Origin of the sequence: uncultured Stenotrophomonas sp. (assembly GCF_963519925.1) — a bacterium.
Lineage (GTDB): Bacteria > Pseudomonadota > Gammaproteobacteria > Xanthomonadales > Xanthomonadaceae > Stenotrophomonas > Stenotrophomonas maltophilia_AE.
Genome location: NZ_CAUQPH010000069.1, coordinates 1 through 17,634 on the forward strand (window position 1 = coordinate 1; position 17,634 = coordinate 17,634).

Below are 17,634 nucleotides of genomic sequence, written 5' to 3' on the forward strand. Positions count from 1 at the left end.
TCCTTCGCCCAGGTCACCAACCCGCCGCTGGATTCGATCCGGGAGCAGCTGGTCACCTCCCTGGGCACCAGCATCGGCCCCGTCGGCAACCTGCTGCGCAACGGCTACGTCCCGGCCCACCACCTGGAGCTGCCGTTCCCGGTGCTGGACAACGACGAGCTGGACAAGATCGTGCACCTGGAGGACGAGGACGGGATGTCCACGGCCCTGAAGGTGCGCGGCCTCTACGATCCGGCCGGCGGCGCCGCCGCGCTCGGCAATGCGTTGGCCGCGGTCGGTGACGGGCAGGGTGCTGCATTGGCGACCGCCATCGGCAGCCGCGCGGTGGTCGACCTGCTGGCCGATCTCGGCGCGATGGATGCCGCGGCATCGACGGTTCCGGCTGCCGCGCAGCTGGATCGACGCCACGGCGTGCTGGCCTTCGCGCTCGACCTGCCGGGCACCGTCGCCGCGCTGTACCTGCCGATCGGGCTGTGCGACACCCTCGCACCGCCGGCACCGACCGCTGCGCCACTTCGGCTGGCATCGCGCCGTGACGCCGTGCTGGCGTCCACCACCCGGCTTACCGCCACGCTGGAGCTGGGTGATGCGTCGCTGGATGCGGCCACCGGCCTGCGTGCCGGCGAGATCCTCGGCGGCAGCCGCATCGCCGATGCCGTCGTGCATGTGCGCGACGCCGCCGGCAACACCGTTTTCACCGCCCACCTGCAGTCCTCGGACGGCCGCAAGGCGCTCGTCTGCACCCACGTTGAACACCAGCCAGGAAGAACATGATGGAACGTAGCTCGGTATTGGAAGCAGTCCGCCCGGATGTGGCGCCGACCGACCGGACAGTGCCGGTCGACCGCAGCCTGGCCATGATTCGTCATGTCCAGGTAGCGCTGAGCGCGCAGATCGGCACCGTGGAGATGTCCGTCGACAGCCTGTTCGGGCTGAAGCCGGGCGATGAAGTGGTGCTCAACGAAGCGCTGGAAGCACCGGTGACGCTGCTGCTGAACGGCAAGGCAGTGGCGCGCGCGGAACTGGTGGCGATCGAAGACCACTTCGGCGTGCGGATCCTGGAGATCGCATGACCGCAGTGTGGGTGACCGTGCTCGCTGCTGCGCGCCCGATTCCGTTCAAGAGCGAGGACGGCGGAGCTACCGCGTCGCTGGCGGTCCCGCTGCTGGTGGCGCTGTTGCTGCTCGGGCTGGCGGTGGCTGGCCTGTGGCTTGCACGCCAGAAGGGCTGGCTGCGGCGCTGGTCGGCGGCCGCACCCGTGGTCGGCGTGCCGGTAGCGGGCCTGGAAGTGGAGCAGGTGCTCCGGCTGAGTCCACGCACGCGGCTGTACCGGGTGCGCGATGGGCAACAACGTTTCGTGGTGCTGGAATCCACGGCGCACGCCAGCGTGGTGGCGCTGCCGCCGGTCGACGCCGCGGGAGGCCCCCATGCTGCGTGAGCGCAGGGTGTATCTGCCGTTGCTTGGCGTCGGTCTGATGCTGCTGGCGCTGCCCGCGCTGGCCGGCCCCACCGAAGATGCGGTGGCGGCGGCGTTGAAACAGGACTATTCGCCGGCCCTGCGCAACTTCGTGATCCTCACGATGCTGTCGCTGATTCCAGTGATGATGATCGGGATGACTGCGTTCACCCGCATCATCATCGTGCTGGCCCTGCTGCGGCATGCGCTGGGCATCCCGCAGACACCGCCCAACAGCGTGCTGATCACGCTGGCGATCTGCATGACCTACTTCACCATGTCGCCGGTGCTGGATCGGGTGAACCATGATGCCATCGCGCCTTACATGAGCGAGCAGATCACCGCGCAGCAGGCGATCGAGCTGGGCGGGAAACCGCTGCGGGAGTTCATGGTGTCGCAGACCCGTGAATCGGATCTGCGCGCGGTGATCGAGATGGCCAAGGCCCCGCAACCCAGGACCATGGAGGAGATCCGCTTCGGACACCTGGTCACCGCCTTCCTGCTCAGCGAGCTGAAGACCGCGTTCCAGATTGGTTTCGTGATCTTCCTGCCGTTCGTATTGATCGACCTGGTGGTGGCGGCGGCGCTGATGGCGCTGGGCATGATCATGCTGCCGCCCACCACGATCAGCCTGCCGTTGAAGATCCTGTTGTTCATCCTGATCGATGGGTGGGTGCTGCTGTCCAAGGCATTGTTGGGCAGCTATTGGAACTGACATGGAGGCCGTCGACACCAGGGAAGGTGAGGATGCACTCTGGCAGCAACTTCGGCAGCATCGTGCCACCGCGGCGCGCGATGCCCTGTACCTACGCTACACGCCCTGGGCGTCGGCGCTGGCGCGGCGCGTGCACCGGCGCTTCCCGCGGCTGATGGCCGACCGCGACGACTTCGTGCAGAACGCGAACATCGGACTACTCGAGGCCATCGACCGCTATGACCCCGCCCGCGGCATCGCCTTCCAGGCCTACGCGATGGCCCGGGTGCGCGGCTCGGTGTTCAACGGCCTGCGCGCCATTCTCGGCGGGCAGGCCAGCGAACGTTACCAGGAGCGCCTGGAAACGCTGCAGGAACCGGCGGAAGACCCGTTCGACGCGCTGGTGGGCACCATCGTCGGGCTGGGCATCGGCTACATGCTGGACGATGTGGCCAGCAGCGCGGCCGCGGACATGCAGGACGGGCTACGTTACGCGGAAGACCGCGAGATCGCCACGCGGCTGACGCTGGCGCTGGACACCCTGCCGCCACGGCACCGGCTGATCGTGGTGCGGCACTACTTCGAGTTCACCCCGTTCATCGACCTGGCCACGGAATGGGGCGTCAGCAAGGGGCGCATCTCCCAGTTGCACCGTGCCGCCCTGGAGGGACTCAAGGCCGCGCTGGCGCAACGCTGAAAGGCGCGCGATTCGGACGGGGAGCATCTTGACGCCATCTTGGCATCGTCCGAGGATACTTCCAGGCGTGTCCAGCTGGAGACCGGTCATGAGCGGCGCATCCCAGAAAACCTCCTCGTCCCCGCACGTGCTGCGGTTTGAAACGCTGTCGCTGGATCCCGGTGAACTGGCCGTGGTGATCGAGCTGGAGCAGCCACCTTCGGCCAACTGGGTCAAGGCCCTGGAGCGCGAGCTCGGGCAGAGTGACGGGCTTGAATACGCGTTCGCGCGATGCGATGGGCGTTTTGTCTACATCGTGGGGCTGGAGCCCGGCCTGCGTGGCACGCTGCAGCGGGTCAGCCGGGTGCTGCAGGCCGTGCAGGGCGGGGGTTCCCCCAGGAAATCCGAGCAGGTCAGCACCCACGCCGTGCATGCGTGAGGCACGGCGCGGGCGTCAGGCGCTCCCGGGACGCTCCCGACGGCGGCGCTCATACAGTTTCATGTCGGCACGGTTGATGGTGTCGGCCACGGTCTCGCTAGGACGGTTGATCGCGCAGCCACCGGAGAACCGCACCGGTGCCAGGTGCGCCCGCTGCTGATACTCGGCTTCCAGGCCCTGCAACCTGCCCAGCGTTGCCCCCGGCACGAACACCAGGAACTCATCGCCGCCCAGGCGGACCACCACCTCGTCCTGCTGCAGCGGCGCGGACAGGAAGGCCACGAACTCGACCAGCACCGCGTCGCCATGGGCGTGGCCCCGGGTGTCGTTGATCTCCTTGAAGTGGTCCAGGTCGAAGACCAGGCAGCCCCAGGCGTCGAGCTGCTTGCTGGCAAGTTCGGCCAGGTAGCGGCGATTGAACGAGCGGGTGAGCGGATCGCGGATGGCCATCTCCAGCAGCTGCCGCTCCTGCAGGTGCTGGGTGGTGATGTCCTGGGCGTGGCCGAGGACGTAGGGCGGGTCGGCCTCCGTATCCAGCACGTTGTGGTAGGCCCAGTAGCGGCGTGAGCCGTCTTCGGCGACCAGCTCCATCAGGCCCGAATCGCTCTGGTTCTCCATGATGCGCTCCAGGTAATACTGCAGGTACTCCAGCCGCTCCAAGGGCATGATCTCGGCCAGCGTGCGACCGATCAGCTCCGCTTCGGGACGCCCCAGCGACAGCGAGGCGGCCGGGTTGACCGAGGTGATCGTGCCGTCGAGGGTGTGCGTGCAGATCAGCCCCAGGCTGTGCTGGAACAGGCGCCGGTATCGGGCTTCGCTGTGGGCCAGGGCGTCGGTGGCCGTGCGCTGTTCGGTCACGTCCTGGATCGCACCCACCAGCCGGGCGCCGGTGGCGTCCTCCACGCGCTGGCCGACGATGTGCACCCAGCTGCGATCGCCTGTGGCCTTGAGCGCGCGCACGGTCAGGTCGATCGGGGTGCCGTCGGCGGCGCAGGCGGCAATGGCGTCCTGGAGCTGCTCGCGGCTGCTGTCCGGGTAGAACGACAGCGCTGCGGCCAGGTTGGGGTCGAAGTCCTCGGCCACGCCGTGGATCAGGCGCGTTTCGCGGGTCCAGTCCAGGGTATTGCTGTCCAGGGCGAGCTCCCAGCCGCCGACTTTGGCCAGGGTGTTGGTGCGCTCCAGGAACGCCTGGCTGCGTTGCAGCTGGCGATGCAGCCGGTTGCTCTCGGCGATGCGGTTGAGCAGGCTGGCGCGTTGTTCCATGCCGATGGCTGCCACGCGTGCCAGCCACGCCAGCGCTTCGCGCTGGGCAGCGGTCGCGTGGCCGGGTTCGGGGTTGAGCAGGCACAACGTGCCGATCCGGCTGCCGCCTTCCAGCCGGATCGGCGCGCCCAGGTAGTGGCGGACGTAAGGCGGGCCTTGCACAATGGGGTTGTCGGCGAAGCGCGGATCTTCGCGCGCGTCTTCCACCTCCAGCACCATGTCGGACTGGATGGCCCAGGTGCAGAACGAAATGTCGCGGGCGGTCTCCGACGCCGCCTCCAGCCCGATGTGCGCCTTGAACCATTGGCGCTCGCCATCGATGAGCGAAATCATCGCCACCGGCATGCCGGTCATGGCGTAGGCAGCGTGGGTCAGGGCGTCAAAGAACGGCTCGGGGTCCGAATCCAGGATCCGCAAGGAATCCAGTGCTGCCTGGCGTGCGCTTTCGGTCATCCGGTGCCTCCACAACGTGTTTCGGCACGACCCTCCGTCGTGCCTGCGGCCATCCTAGGCAGCTGGGATGCAGCAGTTGGTGAAAGCAGGTGATACGCGACATTAACGTAATGTTATAGTGTCACATTCCAAGTCATCCACACGACATGAAGAACCACGCCCTCGTTGCCGCCGTCGCTGCCGTCCTGTTTGCCCCCGACTCCCGCGCCCAGTCGTCCGATTCCGCCCTTACCCTGGGCAAGGTCGACGTGCACCAGCACACCGAGGGCCAGCTCACTGCCCACCAGGTGCTGACCTCGGTGGACGTGCTCGGCGCCGACCAGATCGAAGACAAGAACGTGTCGCACAGCTGGGAGCTTCTCGGGCAGATGCCAGGCATCCAGTTGACCGAGACCCGGCAGGGCGCGGAGTCCGGCAAGGTCAGCTTCCGGGCGTTCAACGGCGAGGGCTATCTCAATGCGATCAAGACCCTGATCGATGGCATCCCCAGCAACGTCAACAGCGGGAACCAGCGCTTCATCGACATGCTGTTCCCGCTGGAAATCAGCTACATCGAAGTGGTGCGCGGCACCAACGATCCGCGCTACGGCCTGCACAACATCGGCGGCAACGTGAACTTCGGCACGCGCCAGGGCGGAAACTACACCGATGCGCGGCTGGGCTATGGCAGCTACAACACCCGTGACGCGCAGCTGGCCATCGGCCGCGAAACCAACGGCGTTGCCCAGAACTACTTCGTCGGCACGCAGGCGTCGGACGGCTACCGCGACCATGACGCCTCGCGGAAGTATGCAGTGGGTGGCAAATGGTTCTACGGCAGCCTGGATGACGGCATGCGCATCGGCCTCACCGCGCGCGCCTACCACCACGAAGCCGACGAACCGGGCTTCATGACCGCTGAAGAACTGCGCACCGACCGCCGTGGCTCACAGCTGCGCAACGCCAACGACGGCGACGACCGCGACATGCGCCAAATCGGCGTGCACATGGACCTGAAGCTGGCGGACAGCCTCTATCTGGGCAGCAAGCTGTACTACAACCGCTACGAAGACGACCGCCGGGTGACCTTCAGCGACCTGCCCATCGGCAATGCCCCGCGCCAGCGCCGGGTGTGGGATGAGAAACAGACCGGCATGCTGGCCACGCTCACCTGGCAACCGGCCAGCTCGCTGACGCTGGAAGGTGGCCTCAACGTGGAACGGCAGGACAACGGCTACCTCCGCGAGCGGTTCACCTATGCCGAGCCGACCGATTTCTCGGCGCCGCCGGCGCGCGTGCAGAACGATGACCGCCACACCTTCGACAACTACGGCGCCTATGTGCAGGCGATTTACCAGCCCGTCGAGGCACTGGAGATCGTGCCGGCCTACCGCGTGGATCGCTTCGACGGGAATACCCGGTTGCCCGGCGGCGTCACCGGCCCGCTGCAGCGGTACGGCAGCATCGGGCAACCGAAGCTCAGCGTGGTGTACGCCTTCACCGACAGCACCAATCTATATGCCAACTGGGGCCGCACGTTCCAGGTGCTGACCGGCTCGACCGCGCCGGCGTACCTCACGCCGGGGCAGGGGCCGATGCACCCGTCCACCAATACCGGGATGGAGCTGGGCATGAAGTTCAGCCCATTCGCCGGTGGGCAGGCGCGCATCGCCGTGTGGCAGCAGGATGCGGCCAATGAGATTTCCAACATGCCGGCGACGGGAACCACCGTCACACTCGGCAAGACCCGGCGGCGCGGCGTGGATGCGCAGGTCAGCGCGCAGCTGGGCGACAAGTGGACGGTGTGGGCCTCGCACGCCTACCAGGAGGCGAAGATCGAGCGCGACTTCCGTGACGCGAGCCTCTCGCTGGAAGGACGCGAGGTGGCCGCTACGCCGCGTTACATCAGCAACGTCGGGCTGGACTATCAGGCCACCGAAGCCCTGCAGCTGGGGTTGCAGGGCAGGGCGCAGGGCGACTACTACCTGGAAGAGCGCAACGTGGCCGGCAAGTACGGTGGATTCGCGGTGCTGGACCTCAGCGCCCGCTACCAGTTCAATCCTCGCTGGAGTGTGGACGTGCAGGTGAAGAACGCAACCGACCGCCAGTACGAATACGCGTGGTACGACAGCTTCTTCTGGGAACAACCGCAGCCGATGTTCTCACCGGCTGCGGGGCGTGGGTTTTACCTCGGTCTCAACATGAAGCTGTGATTGCGAGAAGTAGTGTGGTTCGCAAGGGGCAGGCATTCCGAGGGACACGCCATGCGTGTCCCACGGAACCCATACCGAAACCAGGACGCGCCACGCGCGCCCCAGCTATCATCAGAACCGCGCCGTGGCCCCTACGAAGAACGTACGCGCACCACCGTCATAGTTGTTCCCTTCATCGATGGTCGACACATCGCCGGCATTCAACACGCCGGCGCGCAGGGTCAGGTTCTCGTTGACGTCGAAACCGGTCACCAGGTCCCACGTCGTGTACGCCTTGGCGAAGGTCGCGCTGGTGCTGGAGACCAGCTGCTCGCCGATGTGCTGCGCGCTCAGGTTGAGCGACCAGACCTCGGTCACCTGCCAGTCCAGCGAGGTGTTGGCGGTGATCTTCGGCACCACCAGCAGGTTCGCCCCGGTGGTGCGGTTCTTCGATTCCAGCATGCGCGTGGCGTTGGTGGTCCAGCTCAGGCGCTCGTGCAGGGGCACGGTGACGCTGGCCTCCACGCCGCGGGTGCGCGCCTCCTGGATGTTCTGCGCCACCGTCCACCAGAAACCGTTGACGAAGCTGCTGTCGTAGCCGGGCAGGTCGCGCAGCGGCACCTGTTCGATCTTGTCGTCGAAGTCGGTCAGGAAGTAAGTCGCCGAGGCCGACCAGCCGCCGCGGTCGAAGCCGACGCCCAGCTCGTAGTTGGTGCTGGTTTCCGGCTCGAGGTTGGGATTGCCGGCCATGTAGCAGCCGGTGGTGCCATCGGCACTGACCGAGCGGTTGGTCCAGCCTTCCACGGTGAGGCTGCGGCAGCCATTGCCGCCCGACTGCGTGGCCGCACCGGCGCTGCCTTGTTTCAGGTTCGGCGCCCGGAAGCCCTGCGACACGCCGCCACGCACGGTCCAGGCGTCCGACGGGTGCCACACGCCGTAGATGCGCGGGCTCAGGTTGTCGTCGTAGTTCTCGGTGTTGTCCCAGCGCAGGCCCAGGGTCAGCGTGAAGCGCTCATGCAGGGTGATGTGGTCTTCGGCGAACAGCGCCCACGAATCGGCTTCGTTGGTCGGGCTGATCCGGCCGCTGCCGCTCCAGGTTACCGGCACCGTGCCGATGGTGTCGGTGTTCTGCAGCTCCTCGCGCTTCCACTGGCCACCCACGTTCAAGCGGTGCTCGAAGCCAAGGTGGAAGCCGGTGGCGAAGGCGGTATCGAACACGGTCTCCTTGGCGTGGTTGCCCACCTGGCTGCCCTTGTCCTCGTAATCGTTCTGGGTCACGGTGGACTTGGAGGTGCTGGCATCGCCATAGCGGCCGTCATGGGTGACCACGTAGCCGGAGTGCACCAGCTTGGACAGGCCCCATGCGCCGACATCGCCACCACCGCGGTTGCGCTGCGTGCCATGGGTGGCCTCGAAGCCCAGCGTGTGGTCGCCGTTGATGGCCCAGTTGAGCAGCGCGTTCGCATTCTCGGCCTTGGTACCCGGTGTCTGGCCGCGGCCACGGTCGGATTCGCGATCGGTGACGTTGGCACCGACGCGCAGGCCCAGGCTGTCGGTGAGCGGGCCGCTGAACAGCCCGCCCATCTGGGTGGTGTTGCCGCGCGTGGACGAGTCCGGCTTGCTGTAGTTGTAGGTCACCGAGCCGCCCCATTCGGGCGCGATTTTGCGGGTGATGATGTTGATCACCCCGCCCATGGCGTCGGAGCCGTACAGGGACGACATCGGCCCGCGCACCACTTCGATGCGTTCGATCATGTCCGGCGACAGCCAGTTCAGATCCTGCGGGCCCAGGTCATCGCGGTAGTTCACGCCGGACGAATTGCCCTGGCGGCGACCGTCGATGAGGATCAGCGTGTACTGCTCCGGCAGCCCACGCAGGCGGATCTTCGACTGCGCGCCGGAGAGGGCGTAGCCACCGGTCACGCCCGGCACGGTGCTGAGCAGCTGGCCGATGCTGGAGACCGGCTTGCGCTCGATGTCCTGGCGGGTGATCACGCTGATGCTGGCCGGCGCGTCCTTGATCCATTGCTGGGCGCCGGTGGCGGTGACTACTACGGTGTCGAAGTCCTTGGCATCGGCGGCGGCTTCGCCGTTGGCGCGGGCCTGTGCGGACAGGGCCAAGGCGATGGCCGCAGTCAGTGCGGCCAGGGAATGGGCAAGCGTGGGGGGTGCAACGCGCATCGAGCAAACTCCTGGAAAAGAGGGTCCGCTGGCGATGGCTGGGACGTCCGTGTGGTGATTCTGAAATCGTTCACAATGCTATCACGAATCATTCGCATGTGACACATTCGGACACGTACCGGTAGCGCCGGCCGTTGGCCGGCCTGCGGTGGATTTGCATCGGGCGATGAAGGTCCGCGAGGGCCGGCCAACGGCCGGCGCTACCGCGATTGATGACGACCTCACCAGTCGGTGGGGGCGTAATCCTTGAGGAACTGGCCCCACACGTGGTTGCCGGTGTTCGCGCCGTGGATGATCGGGTCGACGATGCGCGCGGCACCATCGACGATGTCCAGCGGCGGATGGAAGCGCTCTTCGGCGACCTTGCGCGCTGCGATCTCCGACGGATCTTCGTCGGTCACCCAGCCGGTATCCACGGAATTCATGTGGATGCCGTCGTTCTGGTAATCGGCCGCCGAGGTACGCGTCATCATGTTCAACGCGGCCTTGGCCATGTTGGTGTGCGGGTGGCGGGTGGTCTTGAAGTTGCGGTAGAACTGCCCCTCCATCGCCGACACATTCACGATGTGCTTGTCGCGCTCGGGCGTGCGCAGCATCAGCGGCTTCAACCGCGCATTGATGATGAACGGTGCGATGGCGTTGACCAGCTGCGTCTCCAGCAGCTCCACCGACGACACTTCGGCCATCAGCAGGCGCCAAGAGTTGCGCCCACGCAGGTCCACCTGCTGCAGGTCCTGGTCCAGCCGGCCTTCCGGGAACAGGTGCTGCTGGCCCAGCAGCTCATCGGCCAGCAGCGGCACCTGCGACAGCTCGGCGGCGCGGGTAAGGCCATCGGCGCCGACCAGGCCGTCCTGCAGCGCCGGTACCGCCGCGTCCGAACCCAGCGCCAGCATCTCCGGGCTGCGCAGGCCTTCATACTGGCCCACCAGCTTGCGGATCGCCTCCGGCACCTCGTGCAGCGCGGCGGTTTCGCCGGCCATCATGTGCGCATAGAACTGCGGCGGACGGCGAACGGTCTGGCAGGCATTGTTGATGATGAAATCCAGCCGCGTGCGCGTGGCCAGCAGCTCATTGCAGAACGCTTCCACGCTGGGCGTGTGGCGCAGGTCCAGCCCGTACACCTGCAGGCGGTGGCCCCATTCGGCGAAGTCCGGCTCTTCGGCATAGCGGGCCGCCGAATCGCGCGGGAAGCGCGTGGTCACGATCAACTCGGCGCCGGCGCGCAGCAGCTTCAGGCCGGCCTGGTAGCCGATCTTGACCCGGCCGCCGGTCAGCAGCGCCACGCGGCCACGCAGGTCGGCGGTTTCGGTGCGCTTGAGGAAGTTCAGATCGGCACACGCGGTGCACATCTGGTCGTAGAAATGGTGCAGCAGGGTGAACTTCTGCTTGCACACGTAACAGTGCCGCACCTCTTCCGAATGCACCGGTTCGGGCGTGGCAGCGTCGCCCTCGCCATTGCGCGCATCGTGCAGGCCGGCGGCGTGTGGCGGGAAGTAGTTCGGGGTGCTGAATACCGGCTTGCGGCGCAGGGTGCGGATGCCGGTCTGGTCCAGCAGCGCCTCGGCCTTGCGCACCTTTTCCTGCTGCAGCCGTACCTTGGCCTGCTGCTTCAGCTTCTGCCGCCGTTCCTTCGGCTCAGGGTGGTAGACCCTGGCAACGACCTGGTGGAAACGCACGCGCTCATCTTCCGGCAGCGTGTCCAGCATGGCGCGGTCGGCCTCGATCGCCTCCAGCAGGTCCAGCGCGGCGCGCAGGCGGTCGGTCAGGGGCAGCTCGTCCTGGGGCAGGGCGTCGGCGGGAGCAGAAGCGATGGCGTTCACGTTGGATCCGGAGGTAACGGCGGGAGGGCGGTCGGCAGGGCCGTCAACCGCAGGGGAGCGGCCCCTGCCGTTGCAGGGCAGGGGCGCTCGGAGGGCCGCTATTCTCCCCGATCCGGGGGTTTCGTGCAGGAACGGCCTGAACCGCCGGGTTATTCCGCGTCTTCGCCGCCCCGGGCCGCGGTCGGGTCGTGCGCGTCCTTGGCGGCCTTGGCCTCGTCCTGCAGGTGCTGGCGCACCTTCTTCGCCTGGTCGGCAGTGACCGCACCGGCCCGGTTGCCGAAGTCCTGGCGGATGAACGTGGCCAGCTGGGCGATCTCCTTGTCCGACAGGCGTTCGGCGAAGCCGGGCATGCCCAGGTTGGAGGGACGCTGCGCGGTGGAGGGCAGTTCGCTGCCGGCCAGCAGCAGGCGGATCACCGAGGTCGGGTCGTCGGCCAGCACGGTGGGGTTGCCTGCGATGGCCGGGAATACGTCCGTGTAACCCTTGGCATCGGTGCGATGGCAGGCCGCGCAGTTGTCGACGAACAGTTCGGCGCCGCGGCTGTCGTTGATGCCGGTCTGCAGTTTGCGCGCCGTGGCATCGCTGGCGGCGTACGTGGAAGGATCATGCGGGCTGGCCGGCAGCTGCTTCAGATACACCGCGATCGCCTTCAGATCCTCGTCGGTGAGCTTCTGCGTGCTGTGGGTGACCACGTCGGCCATCGGCGAGCCCACCACCGCGCTGTGCGCGTTGCGGGCGGTGCGCAGGGTGTCGACGATGTCCTGCTCCGACCAGCGGCCCAGTCCGTCGGCCGCGTTGCCGCGCAGGTTGACCGCGTTCCAGCCGTCGATCACCTGGCCGCCGGACAGGTACGCCGGGCTGGATTCGTCCAGCGCCTTCTCCTGCAGGGCCAGGCCGCGCGGGGTGTGGCAACTGCCGCAGTGGCCGAGGCCCTGCACCAGGTAGGCGCCGCGTGCCAGCTGCGGATCGCTGTACTTGCCGGGATCGAACGCCACCGCCTCCGCCTCGGGCGCGAAGGTCTTGCGCCAGATCGCCAGCGGCCAGCGCATCGACAGCGGCCAGGTGATGTCCACGGCCCGGTTGTCCTGCCGCACCGGTGCGATGTCGCCGTGCAGGAAGTACGCGTGCAGGGCGCGCACGTCGTCGTCGCTGATCCGGGCGTAGGACGGGTAGGGCATCGCCGGGTACAGCGTGCGGCCGTCGGGGGCGATACCGTGGCGGACCGCACGGTCGAAGTCGTCCAGCGAATATGCGCCGATCCCGGTGTCCTTGTCCGGGGTGATGTTGGTGCTGTAGATGTTGCCGAGCGGCGATGCCACCGGCAGCCCACCGGCGAACGGCTTGCCGCCCGGCTTGGTATGGCAGGCGGTGCAGTCGCCGGCCGCCGCCAGGTAGCGGCCGCGTTCGATCAGCGCCGCATCGGCCGCGGGCCCATCGGCCAGCACGCGGGTTCTGGTGGGAATGAAAGCATAGGCCAGGGCCGCAAGCAGGACCACCAGGCCGATGACCACGATGCAGAGGAGAAGCTTTTTCATGCGCGCCTCCTCAAGCCTGGACCAGGGGGCCCGGATCGGGCAGGTACTTCTCGCGGATGGCCTTGGCCGCCCAGTACGCCAGCCCGCCGACCAGCCCGGTCGGGTTGTAGCCGTTGTTCTGCGGGAAGGCGTTGGCGCCGATCACGAACACATTCGACACGTCCCAGCTCTGCAGGTAGCGGTTCAGCGCCGAGGTCTTCGGGTCCGCGCCCATGATCGCGCCGCCGCAGGTGTGCGTGCTCTGGTACTTGGTGATGTTGTAGTGCTCCCCATCCTTCTTGGCGTCGCCGCTCATCGACAGCGGATTGAGCGTGCGGCTCATCTGCATGGCCTGGTCGACGAAGAACTGCGAGGCCTTGATCTCGTTCGGGTGCCAGTCGAAGGTCATGCGCAGCAGCGGGCGGCCGAAGGAGTCCTTGTAGTTGGGGTCCAGGCTCAGGTAGTGCTGGCGATAGGACATGCACGCACCCTGCACCTCGTAATAGAAGTTGTGGCGGAAGTTGTCGGCCGCCGCCTTTTTCCATGCCGCGCCCCAGCTCGGGGTGCCCGAGGGTACGTTGATGCCGCGCACCGGGCCGGCGCCGGGCTGCCGCGCCCACACCAGGCCGCCGCCGACGAAGCCGGCCTTGGCGTTGTCCAGCTGGTTGCCGTTGAGGTCGTCCATGGTGGTGCCGGCGCCACCGATGCCGATGAAGCCGTTGGCCTGCACGTCCTTGTCGAAGAACAGCACCACCCGGTTGAGGTTCTGGTAGGAGTAATTGCGGCCCACGGTGCCGGTGTTGGTCTGCGGGTCGTAGGCTTCGCCGATGCCGGAGACCAGCATCAGGTGCACGTTGTACAGCTGGAACGCGCACAGCAGCACCATGTCCGCCGGCTGCTCCACTTCACGGCCCTGTGCATCCAGGTAGGTCACCCCGGTGGCCTTGCTGTTGCTGCTGTCCAGGTTCACCTTGAGCACCTGCGAATGGGTGCGCAGCTCGAACTTCGGCCGCTGGCGCAGCACCGGCAGGATGCAGGCGTTCGGGCTGGCCTTGGAGTAGTTCAGGCAGCCGTAGTCGCTGCAGAAACCGCAGGCGTTGCACGGCCCGAGTTGGCAGCCATAAGGGTTCACATACGGTCCCGAGGCGTTGGACGCCGGAATCGGGTAGGGGTGCCAGCCCATTTCCTTGGCTGCCTTGTAGAACAGCTCGCCGCCGAGATAGTTCGGATTGGGCCCCAACGGGTACTCGCGCGAACGCGAGCCCTCGAACGGGTTGCCACCCTCCTGCACCACGCCGTTGATCACGCCGGCCTTGCCGGACGTGCCGCACACCAGCTCGAACATGTTCAGGTGCGGCTCCAGCTCGGCATAGGTCACCGGGAAATCCTGGATGGTCATGTCCGCGGGGATGAACGCCTTGCCGTAACGCTGCTCCACATTCGTGCGCAGCTGCAGGTCTTCCGGCAACGGCCGGAAATGCGCGCCCGACCAGTGGCTGCCCGCGCCGCCCACGCCGGTGCCGGGCTTGAACGAGCCCATCTGGCGATAGGGCACGGCGGTGTCGGCGATCGAATGCCGGATCGTCACCGTTTCCTGGTTGAGGCTCTGCAGGTACTTGCGGTGTACCGAGCCTTCCAGCTCGTCCACTACCTTGGGGTAGGCGAAGTCGGGCTGGGTATCGCGGTCGCCGCCGCGTTCCAGCGCCACCACGTGCAGGCCGGCGTCGGTGAGTTCCTTGGCCAGGATCGCGCCGGTCCAGCCCATGCCGACGATGACCGCATCGACTTTCGGTTTCGTGATTGCCATAGGTCAGCCCCTCCGCCCGGACAGGTCCACCGGGGGCAGGGGGTAGCCCTTGTCACGCACGCCGATCCAGTCGATATAGTCCGCGCGCATGCCCGGGTAGCCGATCATCTTCCAGGCACCCATGTCCTTGTTGGCGCCGTACTTGGGATCGGCGAAGTAACCGTTCTTCACCTCGCCCAGCAGGTTGGAGAAGAACAGCTTGCTGGAGATCGCGTCCAGTTCCAGCTTGCCGCCCTCGGCTGCCTTCAGCAGGGTTTCCTGCTGTTCGTGGCTGAGCTGGGCGAAGGTCTTGCCGTCGAACTGGCTGCGGCAGTGCGCGTCGAACGCATCGATGCCGACCTTCAGGATGTCACGCAGGGCGAGCTTGCCCTGGTAGCCGAACTCGCTGGGCGCTTCCAGGAAGGGGCCCTGCATGTACCAGATGGCGCCGGCGGCATACGGGGTCTGCATGTGGCGGTCGAGGAACTCGGGCACGCCCGATTCCACCGCGCCCGGGCCGGTGTCGTCGGACGGGATCAGGCGGTCGCAGGCGGCGGTGATGAACGCCCACTCGGCGGTGTTGAAGAATTCGGGGCTGTAGTCCCTGGCCGGCGCTGCAGCCGCAGATCCGCCATCGGCGGTGGTGGCGCTGGGCGCGCAGCCAGGAAGCGCGGCGGCAACCGGAATCAGGGTCAGGCCCTGGAAAAAGCGGCGACGGGTCAACGTCGGCCGGCTCTGGTCCTCGTCTTTCATGGTGATGGCTACCTGTGGGGGGTGGCTGGATGAACCGACTCATTGTGTGAAAGCCGAACCGATTCTGGAATGGCAAACTGGGAAAGGCGCTGTTGCCTGAAAGGAAAGAATCGCGGTGATCGATGACCTGGGCGAACTGCGCACTTTCGACCGCATCGTGTTCGGCGGCAGTCTTTCCGCGGCCGCCCGTGAGCTGGGCGTATCGCTGGCGGTGGTCAGCAAGCGGCTGAGCGCGCTGGAGGCACGGCTGCAGGTGCGCCTGCTCAACCGCAGTACGCGGCGTGCGTCGTTGACCGACGATGGCCTGTTGTTCCATGAACATTGCCGGCGCGTGCTCGATGCGGTGGAAGCGGCCGAATCGGCGCTTGAAGAGCGCCACTCGGCGGTAGCCGGGGTGCTCAAGCTCACCGCGCCCAACGGATTCGGGCGGCGGCACATCGTGCCGGCGGTGCGCAGTTTCCAGCTGGAGCATCCGGGTGTCAGGGTCCACCTTTCGTTGCGTGACGAGCTGGTTGACCTGGTCGGGGAGGGCGTTGAGCTGGCCATCCGCTATGGCGCACTGGATGATTCGCGGCTGATGGCACGGCAGCTGGCGCCCAATCGTCGGATCCTGTGCGCCTCGCCGGAGTATCTGCGCAGGCGTGGGGTGCCGACCTGCATCGAGGACCTGCGCGGACATGACTGCATTGCCTCGGGAAATCCGCCGGTGTCGCAGTGGCTGTTTGCCAGCCCCGACGGCGTCCTGGCCATGTCCATCGAAGCATCTACCGTGTGCGACGACGGCGAGGCCGCGCAGCTGATGGCGCTGCAGGGCGCCGGGATCGCGCGCAAGTCGATCTGGGACGTGGCCGACGACCTGGAAGCAGGCCATCTGGTCGAGGTGCTCCCGCATTTTGCCTTGGCCACCTCTCCGCTCAGTGCGGTGCACGGCTCGGGCAAGCAGGTGGCGCCACGGGTCCGGGTGTTCCTGGACCACCTGCTCGCGCACCTGCGTTCCTCGGTGGCCTGGCGTTACGCCACGCTTCCGGGCACGGACGTGCACCCCGCATAGCCCTCGCTCAGGCAGGGGCATCCGCGACCGTCAGCGCCGGCTTCTGCCAGGTGCGGTCCAGCACCGCCTTGGCCGGACTGTAGTTGCGAAGGATCAGGTAGAACGGTCCTGCCGGGGCTGGCAGCCAGTTGGATTCCCTGCCCTCACCCGGCGAGGCAGCCTGGATGTACAGCGTCAGACCACCGTCGGCGTCGCGCTTGAGCTTGGGCAGCATGGCCGAGTTGATCAGGTAGCGGTCCAGCGGGTTGTCCACCAGCAGCTTGCTCTTGCCGTCGTACAGCGTGACCGACCAGAAGGCGTTGGTGGGCGGCAGCTGGTCCTTGGCAAACCGCAACACGTAGTTGTGCTGGCTGCCATCGGCTGGCGTGCCCTGCGCGTCGACGAAGTAGCTCTGGTAGTCGGCTTCGGACGCCGAATTGCCGTAGATGCCCAGCTTGGCACCGGCAAAGCGATAGAGGTAATTGTCCTTCAGCGCCGCGCGCGTGCCGAACATGTCCGCGCTGGCAACCTTGGCGGTGTTGATTTCAGTAGCAACGAAGCGCTCCAGTTCCTGGTTGGCGTCGGCGATGCCGCCCAACAGGGCTTCCCGGTCGGTGGCAGGAAACGCCGCCTCGTCAAAGGGTTTGCCGGGCTCGACGCCGATGCCGGCGAAGCGTTGGCGAAGCGCGGCTTCGCTGTCCAGGACAGGCGCGAACTGCAGCAGGAAGTTCAGGTAGGAGAAGAAGCCCAGGCCGTTGGCCTTTTCAGCATCGTACGGCGGGAACGTCAGCGGTGCTGCCGCAGGCGGTGCCGGGGTGCCCAGGAACGCGCTGAGCGGTTGGACCTTGTACTGCGCCTGCAGCCGCTTGACGTTGTCCAGGTCCGAGGGCGCCAACAGCTGCGTGCGGAACAGCGCGTACGCCAGCTGGGTCTCGGCACGGAACACCTGGCGCACGCCCTTGGGCGTTTCACCGTTCCAGTCCGGCCCGGCGACCATGAACGCACCGGCCTTGCCCTCGGTCGCCGACCGGTTGATGTAGGCGAAATTGTAGGTGTACAGATCGATCAGCTGCACGGAGAAGTAACGCTTGGCGTCGATCGCCGGCACGCTGATCACCACCGGCTCGGCACGCAGGTCCATCCACAGGAAGGAGTAGGGCGTGTCCGAATTGGGGGTGATGATGGCCGTGTCCTTCGGGGTCGCCACCGTGGCCACGTTGCCGATTTCGTTGAAGCCGGCGTGGAAGTTGGCGCCACCCCGATCCACCGCCTGCTGGTACAGGGTCTTGTAACCCTCCACGAGCGGGAAGCCCCAGATGTAGGCGTCCTTGGCAGTGGCGCGCAACGCGCTGGTGCGCTCGGCGTCGGCAGCGGCGGGCGCGGCAGGCGGGGCCGATG

The 17,634-nt window shown here is 66.8% G+C and carries 15 protein-coding genes; 8 read left to right on the plus strand and 7 right to left on the minus strand.

What is annotated here, in order from left to right:
- The 6 genes from RWO33_RS12700 to RWO33_RS12725 all read left to right on the plus strand — a co-directional run.
- Positions 1-774, plus strand: a 774-nt coding sequence (locus tag RWO33_RS12700) for a glutamate synthase central domain-containing protein (RefSeq protein WP_314105214.1), incomplete at its 5' end; no start/stop codon positions are given.
- On the plus strand, positions 774-1,073 hold the full coding sequence (locus RWO33_RS12705) for a FliM/FliN family flagellar motor switch protein (protein ID WP_314105216.1): 300 nt from the start codon (positions 774-776) through the stop codon (positions 1,071-1,073). The genes RWO33_RS12700 and RWO33_RS12705, both read left to right, overlap by 1 nt.
- A complete protein-coding gene (locus tag RWO33_RS12710) occupies positions 1,070-1,438 on the plus strand; it encodes a hypothetical protein (RefSeq protein WP_314105218.1) in 369 nt (122 codons plus the stop codon). The genes RWO33_RS12705 and RWO33_RS12710 overlap by 4 nt, the downstream gene beginning before the upstream one ends.
- On the plus strand, positions 1,428-2,171 hold the full coding sequence (fliP, locus tag RWO33_RS12715) for a flagellar type III secretion system pore protein FliP (protein WP_314105220.1): 744 nt from the start codon (positions 1,428-1,430) through the stop codon (positions 2,169-2,171). Before RWO33_RS12710 ends, fliP begins: the two co-directional genes overlap by 11 nt.
- A gap of 1 nt (position 2,172) precedes the next feature.
- Positions 2,173-2,847: a sigma-70 family RNA polymerase sigma factor gene (locus RWO33_RS12720; RefSeq protein ID WP_314105222.1), complete on the plus strand. Its 675-nt coding sequence runs from the start codon at positions 2,173-2,175 to the stop codon at positions 2,845-2,847.
- An 88-nt stretch (positions 2,848-2,935) separates the two neighbouring features.
- On the plus strand, positions 2,936-3,265 hold the full coding sequence (locus RWO33_RS12725) for a hypothetical protein (RefSeq protein WP_314105223.1): 330 nt from the start codon (positions 2,936-2,938) through the stop codon (positions 3,263-3,265).
- A gap of 15 nt (positions 3,266-3,280) precedes the next feature.
- Here RWO33_RS12725 and RWO33_RS12730 read toward each other — a convergent pair whose 3' ends face one another.
- Entirely contained in the window at positions 3,281-4,981 is a 1,701-nt protein-coding gene (locus RWO33_RS12730) for a diguanylate cyclase (RefSeq protein WP_314105225.1), read from the minus strand.
- A 146-nt stretch (positions 4,982-5,127) separates the two neighbouring features.
- Here RWO33_RS12730 and RWO33_RS12735 point away from each other — a divergent pair, with 146 nt between their 5' ends.
- Complete coding sequence (locus RWO33_RS12735; RefSeq protein WP_314105226.1) at positions 5,128-7,173, plus strand: TonB-dependent receptor; 2,046 nt, start codon at positions 5,128-5,130, stop codon at positions 7,171-7,173.
- 111 nt (positions 7,174-7,284) lie between these two features.
- On the opposite strand, the gene RWO33_RS12740 is transcribed toward RWO33_RS12735, so the two are convergent.
- The 5 genes from RWO33_RS12740 to RWO33_RS12760 all read right to left on the minus strand — a co-directional run bounded on the left by RWO33_RS12740 (position 7,285) and on the right by RWO33_RS12760 (position 15,206).
- Positions 7,285-9,333 carry a TonB-dependent receptor gene (locus RWO33_RS12740; RefSeq protein WP_314105227.1) on the minus strand — a complete coding sequence of 683 codons (2,049 nt, stop codon included), beginning with the start codon at positions 9,331-9,333 and terminating at the stop codon, positions 7,285-7,287.
- Positions 9,334-9,554: 221 nt separating this feature from the next.
- Entirely contained in the window at positions 9,555-11,120 is a 1,566-nt protein-coding gene (locus tag RWO33_RS12745; protein WP_314105237.1) for an SDR family oxidoreductase, read from the minus strand.
- A gap of 182 nt (positions 11,121-11,302) precedes the next feature.
- Complete coding sequence (locus RWO33_RS12750; protein ID WP_314105228.1) at positions 11,303-12,688, minus strand: c-type cytochrome; 1,386 nt, start codon at positions 12,686-12,688, stop codon at positions 11,303-11,305.
- A gap of 10 nt (positions 12,689-12,698) precedes the next feature.
- Positions 12,699-14,474: a GMC family oxidoreductase gene (locus tag RWO33_RS12755; RefSeq protein ID WP_314105230.1), complete on the minus strand. Its 1,776-nt coding sequence runs from the start codon at positions 14,472-14,474 to the stop codon at positions 12,699-12,701.
- Positions 14,475-14,477: 3 nt separating this feature from the next.
- On the minus strand, positions 14,478-15,206 hold the full coding sequence (locus RWO33_RS12760) for a gluconate 2-dehydrogenase subunit 3 family protein (protein ID WP_314105231.1): 729 nt from the start codon (positions 15,204-15,206) through the stop codon (positions 14,478-14,480).
- Positions 15,207-15,321: 115 nt separating this feature from the next.
- Here RWO33_RS12760 and RWO33_RS12765 point away from each other — a divergent pair, with 115 nt between their 5' ends.
- Positions 15,322-16,257: a LysR family transcriptional regulator gene (locus RWO33_RS12765; RefSeq protein WP_314105233.1), complete on the plus strand. Its 936-nt coding sequence runs from the start codon at positions 15,322-15,324 to the stop codon at positions 16,255-16,257.
- A gap of 7 nt (positions 16,258-16,264) precedes the next feature.
- Here RWO33_RS12765 and RWO33_RS12770 read toward each other — a convergent pair.
- On the minus strand, positions 16,265-17,634 hold a 1,370-nt coding region (locus tag RWO33_RS12770), incomplete at its 5' end, for a DUF1254 domain-containing protein (protein WP_314105235.1).

What these genes read in the sequence shown, in the direction of transcription:
- RWO33_RS12705 (WP_314105216.1), top strand. Translation starts at nt 774, where the DNA reads ATGGAACGTAGCTCGGTATTGGAAGCAGTCCGCCCGGATGTGGCGCCG.
- RWO33_RS12710 (WP_314105218.1), top strand. Translation starts at nt 1,070, where the DNA reads ATGACCGCAGTGTGGGTGACCGTGCTCGCTGCTGCGCGCCCGATTCCG.
- fliP (WP_314105220.1), top strand. Translation starts at nt 1,428, where the DNA reads ATGCTGCGTGAGCGCAGGGTGTATCTGCCGTTGCTTGGCGTCGGTCTG.
- RWO33_RS12720 (WP_314105222.1), top strand. Translation starts at nt 2,173, where the DNA reads ATGGAGGCCGTCGACACCAGGGAAGGTGAGGATGCACTCTGGCAGCAA.
- RWO33_RS12725 (WP_314105223.1), top strand. Translation starts at nt 2,936, where the DNA reads ATGAGCGGCGCATCCCAGAAAACCTCCTCGTCCCCGCACGTGCTGCGG.
- RWO33_RS12730 (WP_314105225.1), bottom strand. Translation starts at nt 4,981, where the DNA reads ATGACCGAAAGCGCACGCCAGGCAGCACTGGATTCCTTGCGGATCCTG.
- RWO33_RS12735 (WP_314105226.1), top strand. Translation starts at nt 5,128, where the DNA reads ATGAAGAACCACGCCCTCGTTGCCGCCGTCGCTGCCGTCCTGTTTGCC.
- RWO33_RS12740 (WP_314105227.1), bottom strand. Translation starts at nt 9,333, where the DNA reads ATGCGCGTTGCACCCCCCACGCTTGCCCATTCCCTGGCCGCACTGACT.
- RWO33_RS12750 (WP_314105228.1), bottom strand. Translation starts at nt 12,688, where the DNA reads ATGAAAAAGCTTCTCCTCTGCATCGTGGTCATCGGCCTGGTGGTCCTG.
- RWO33_RS12755 (WP_314105230.1), bottom strand. Translation starts at nt 14,474, where the DNA reads ATGGCAATCACGAAACCGAAAGTCGATGCGGTCATCGTCGGCATGGGC.
- RWO33_RS12760 (WP_314105231.1), bottom strand. Translation starts at nt 15,206, where the DNA reads ATGAAAGACGAGGACCAGAGCCGGCCGACGTTGACCCGTCGCCGCTTT.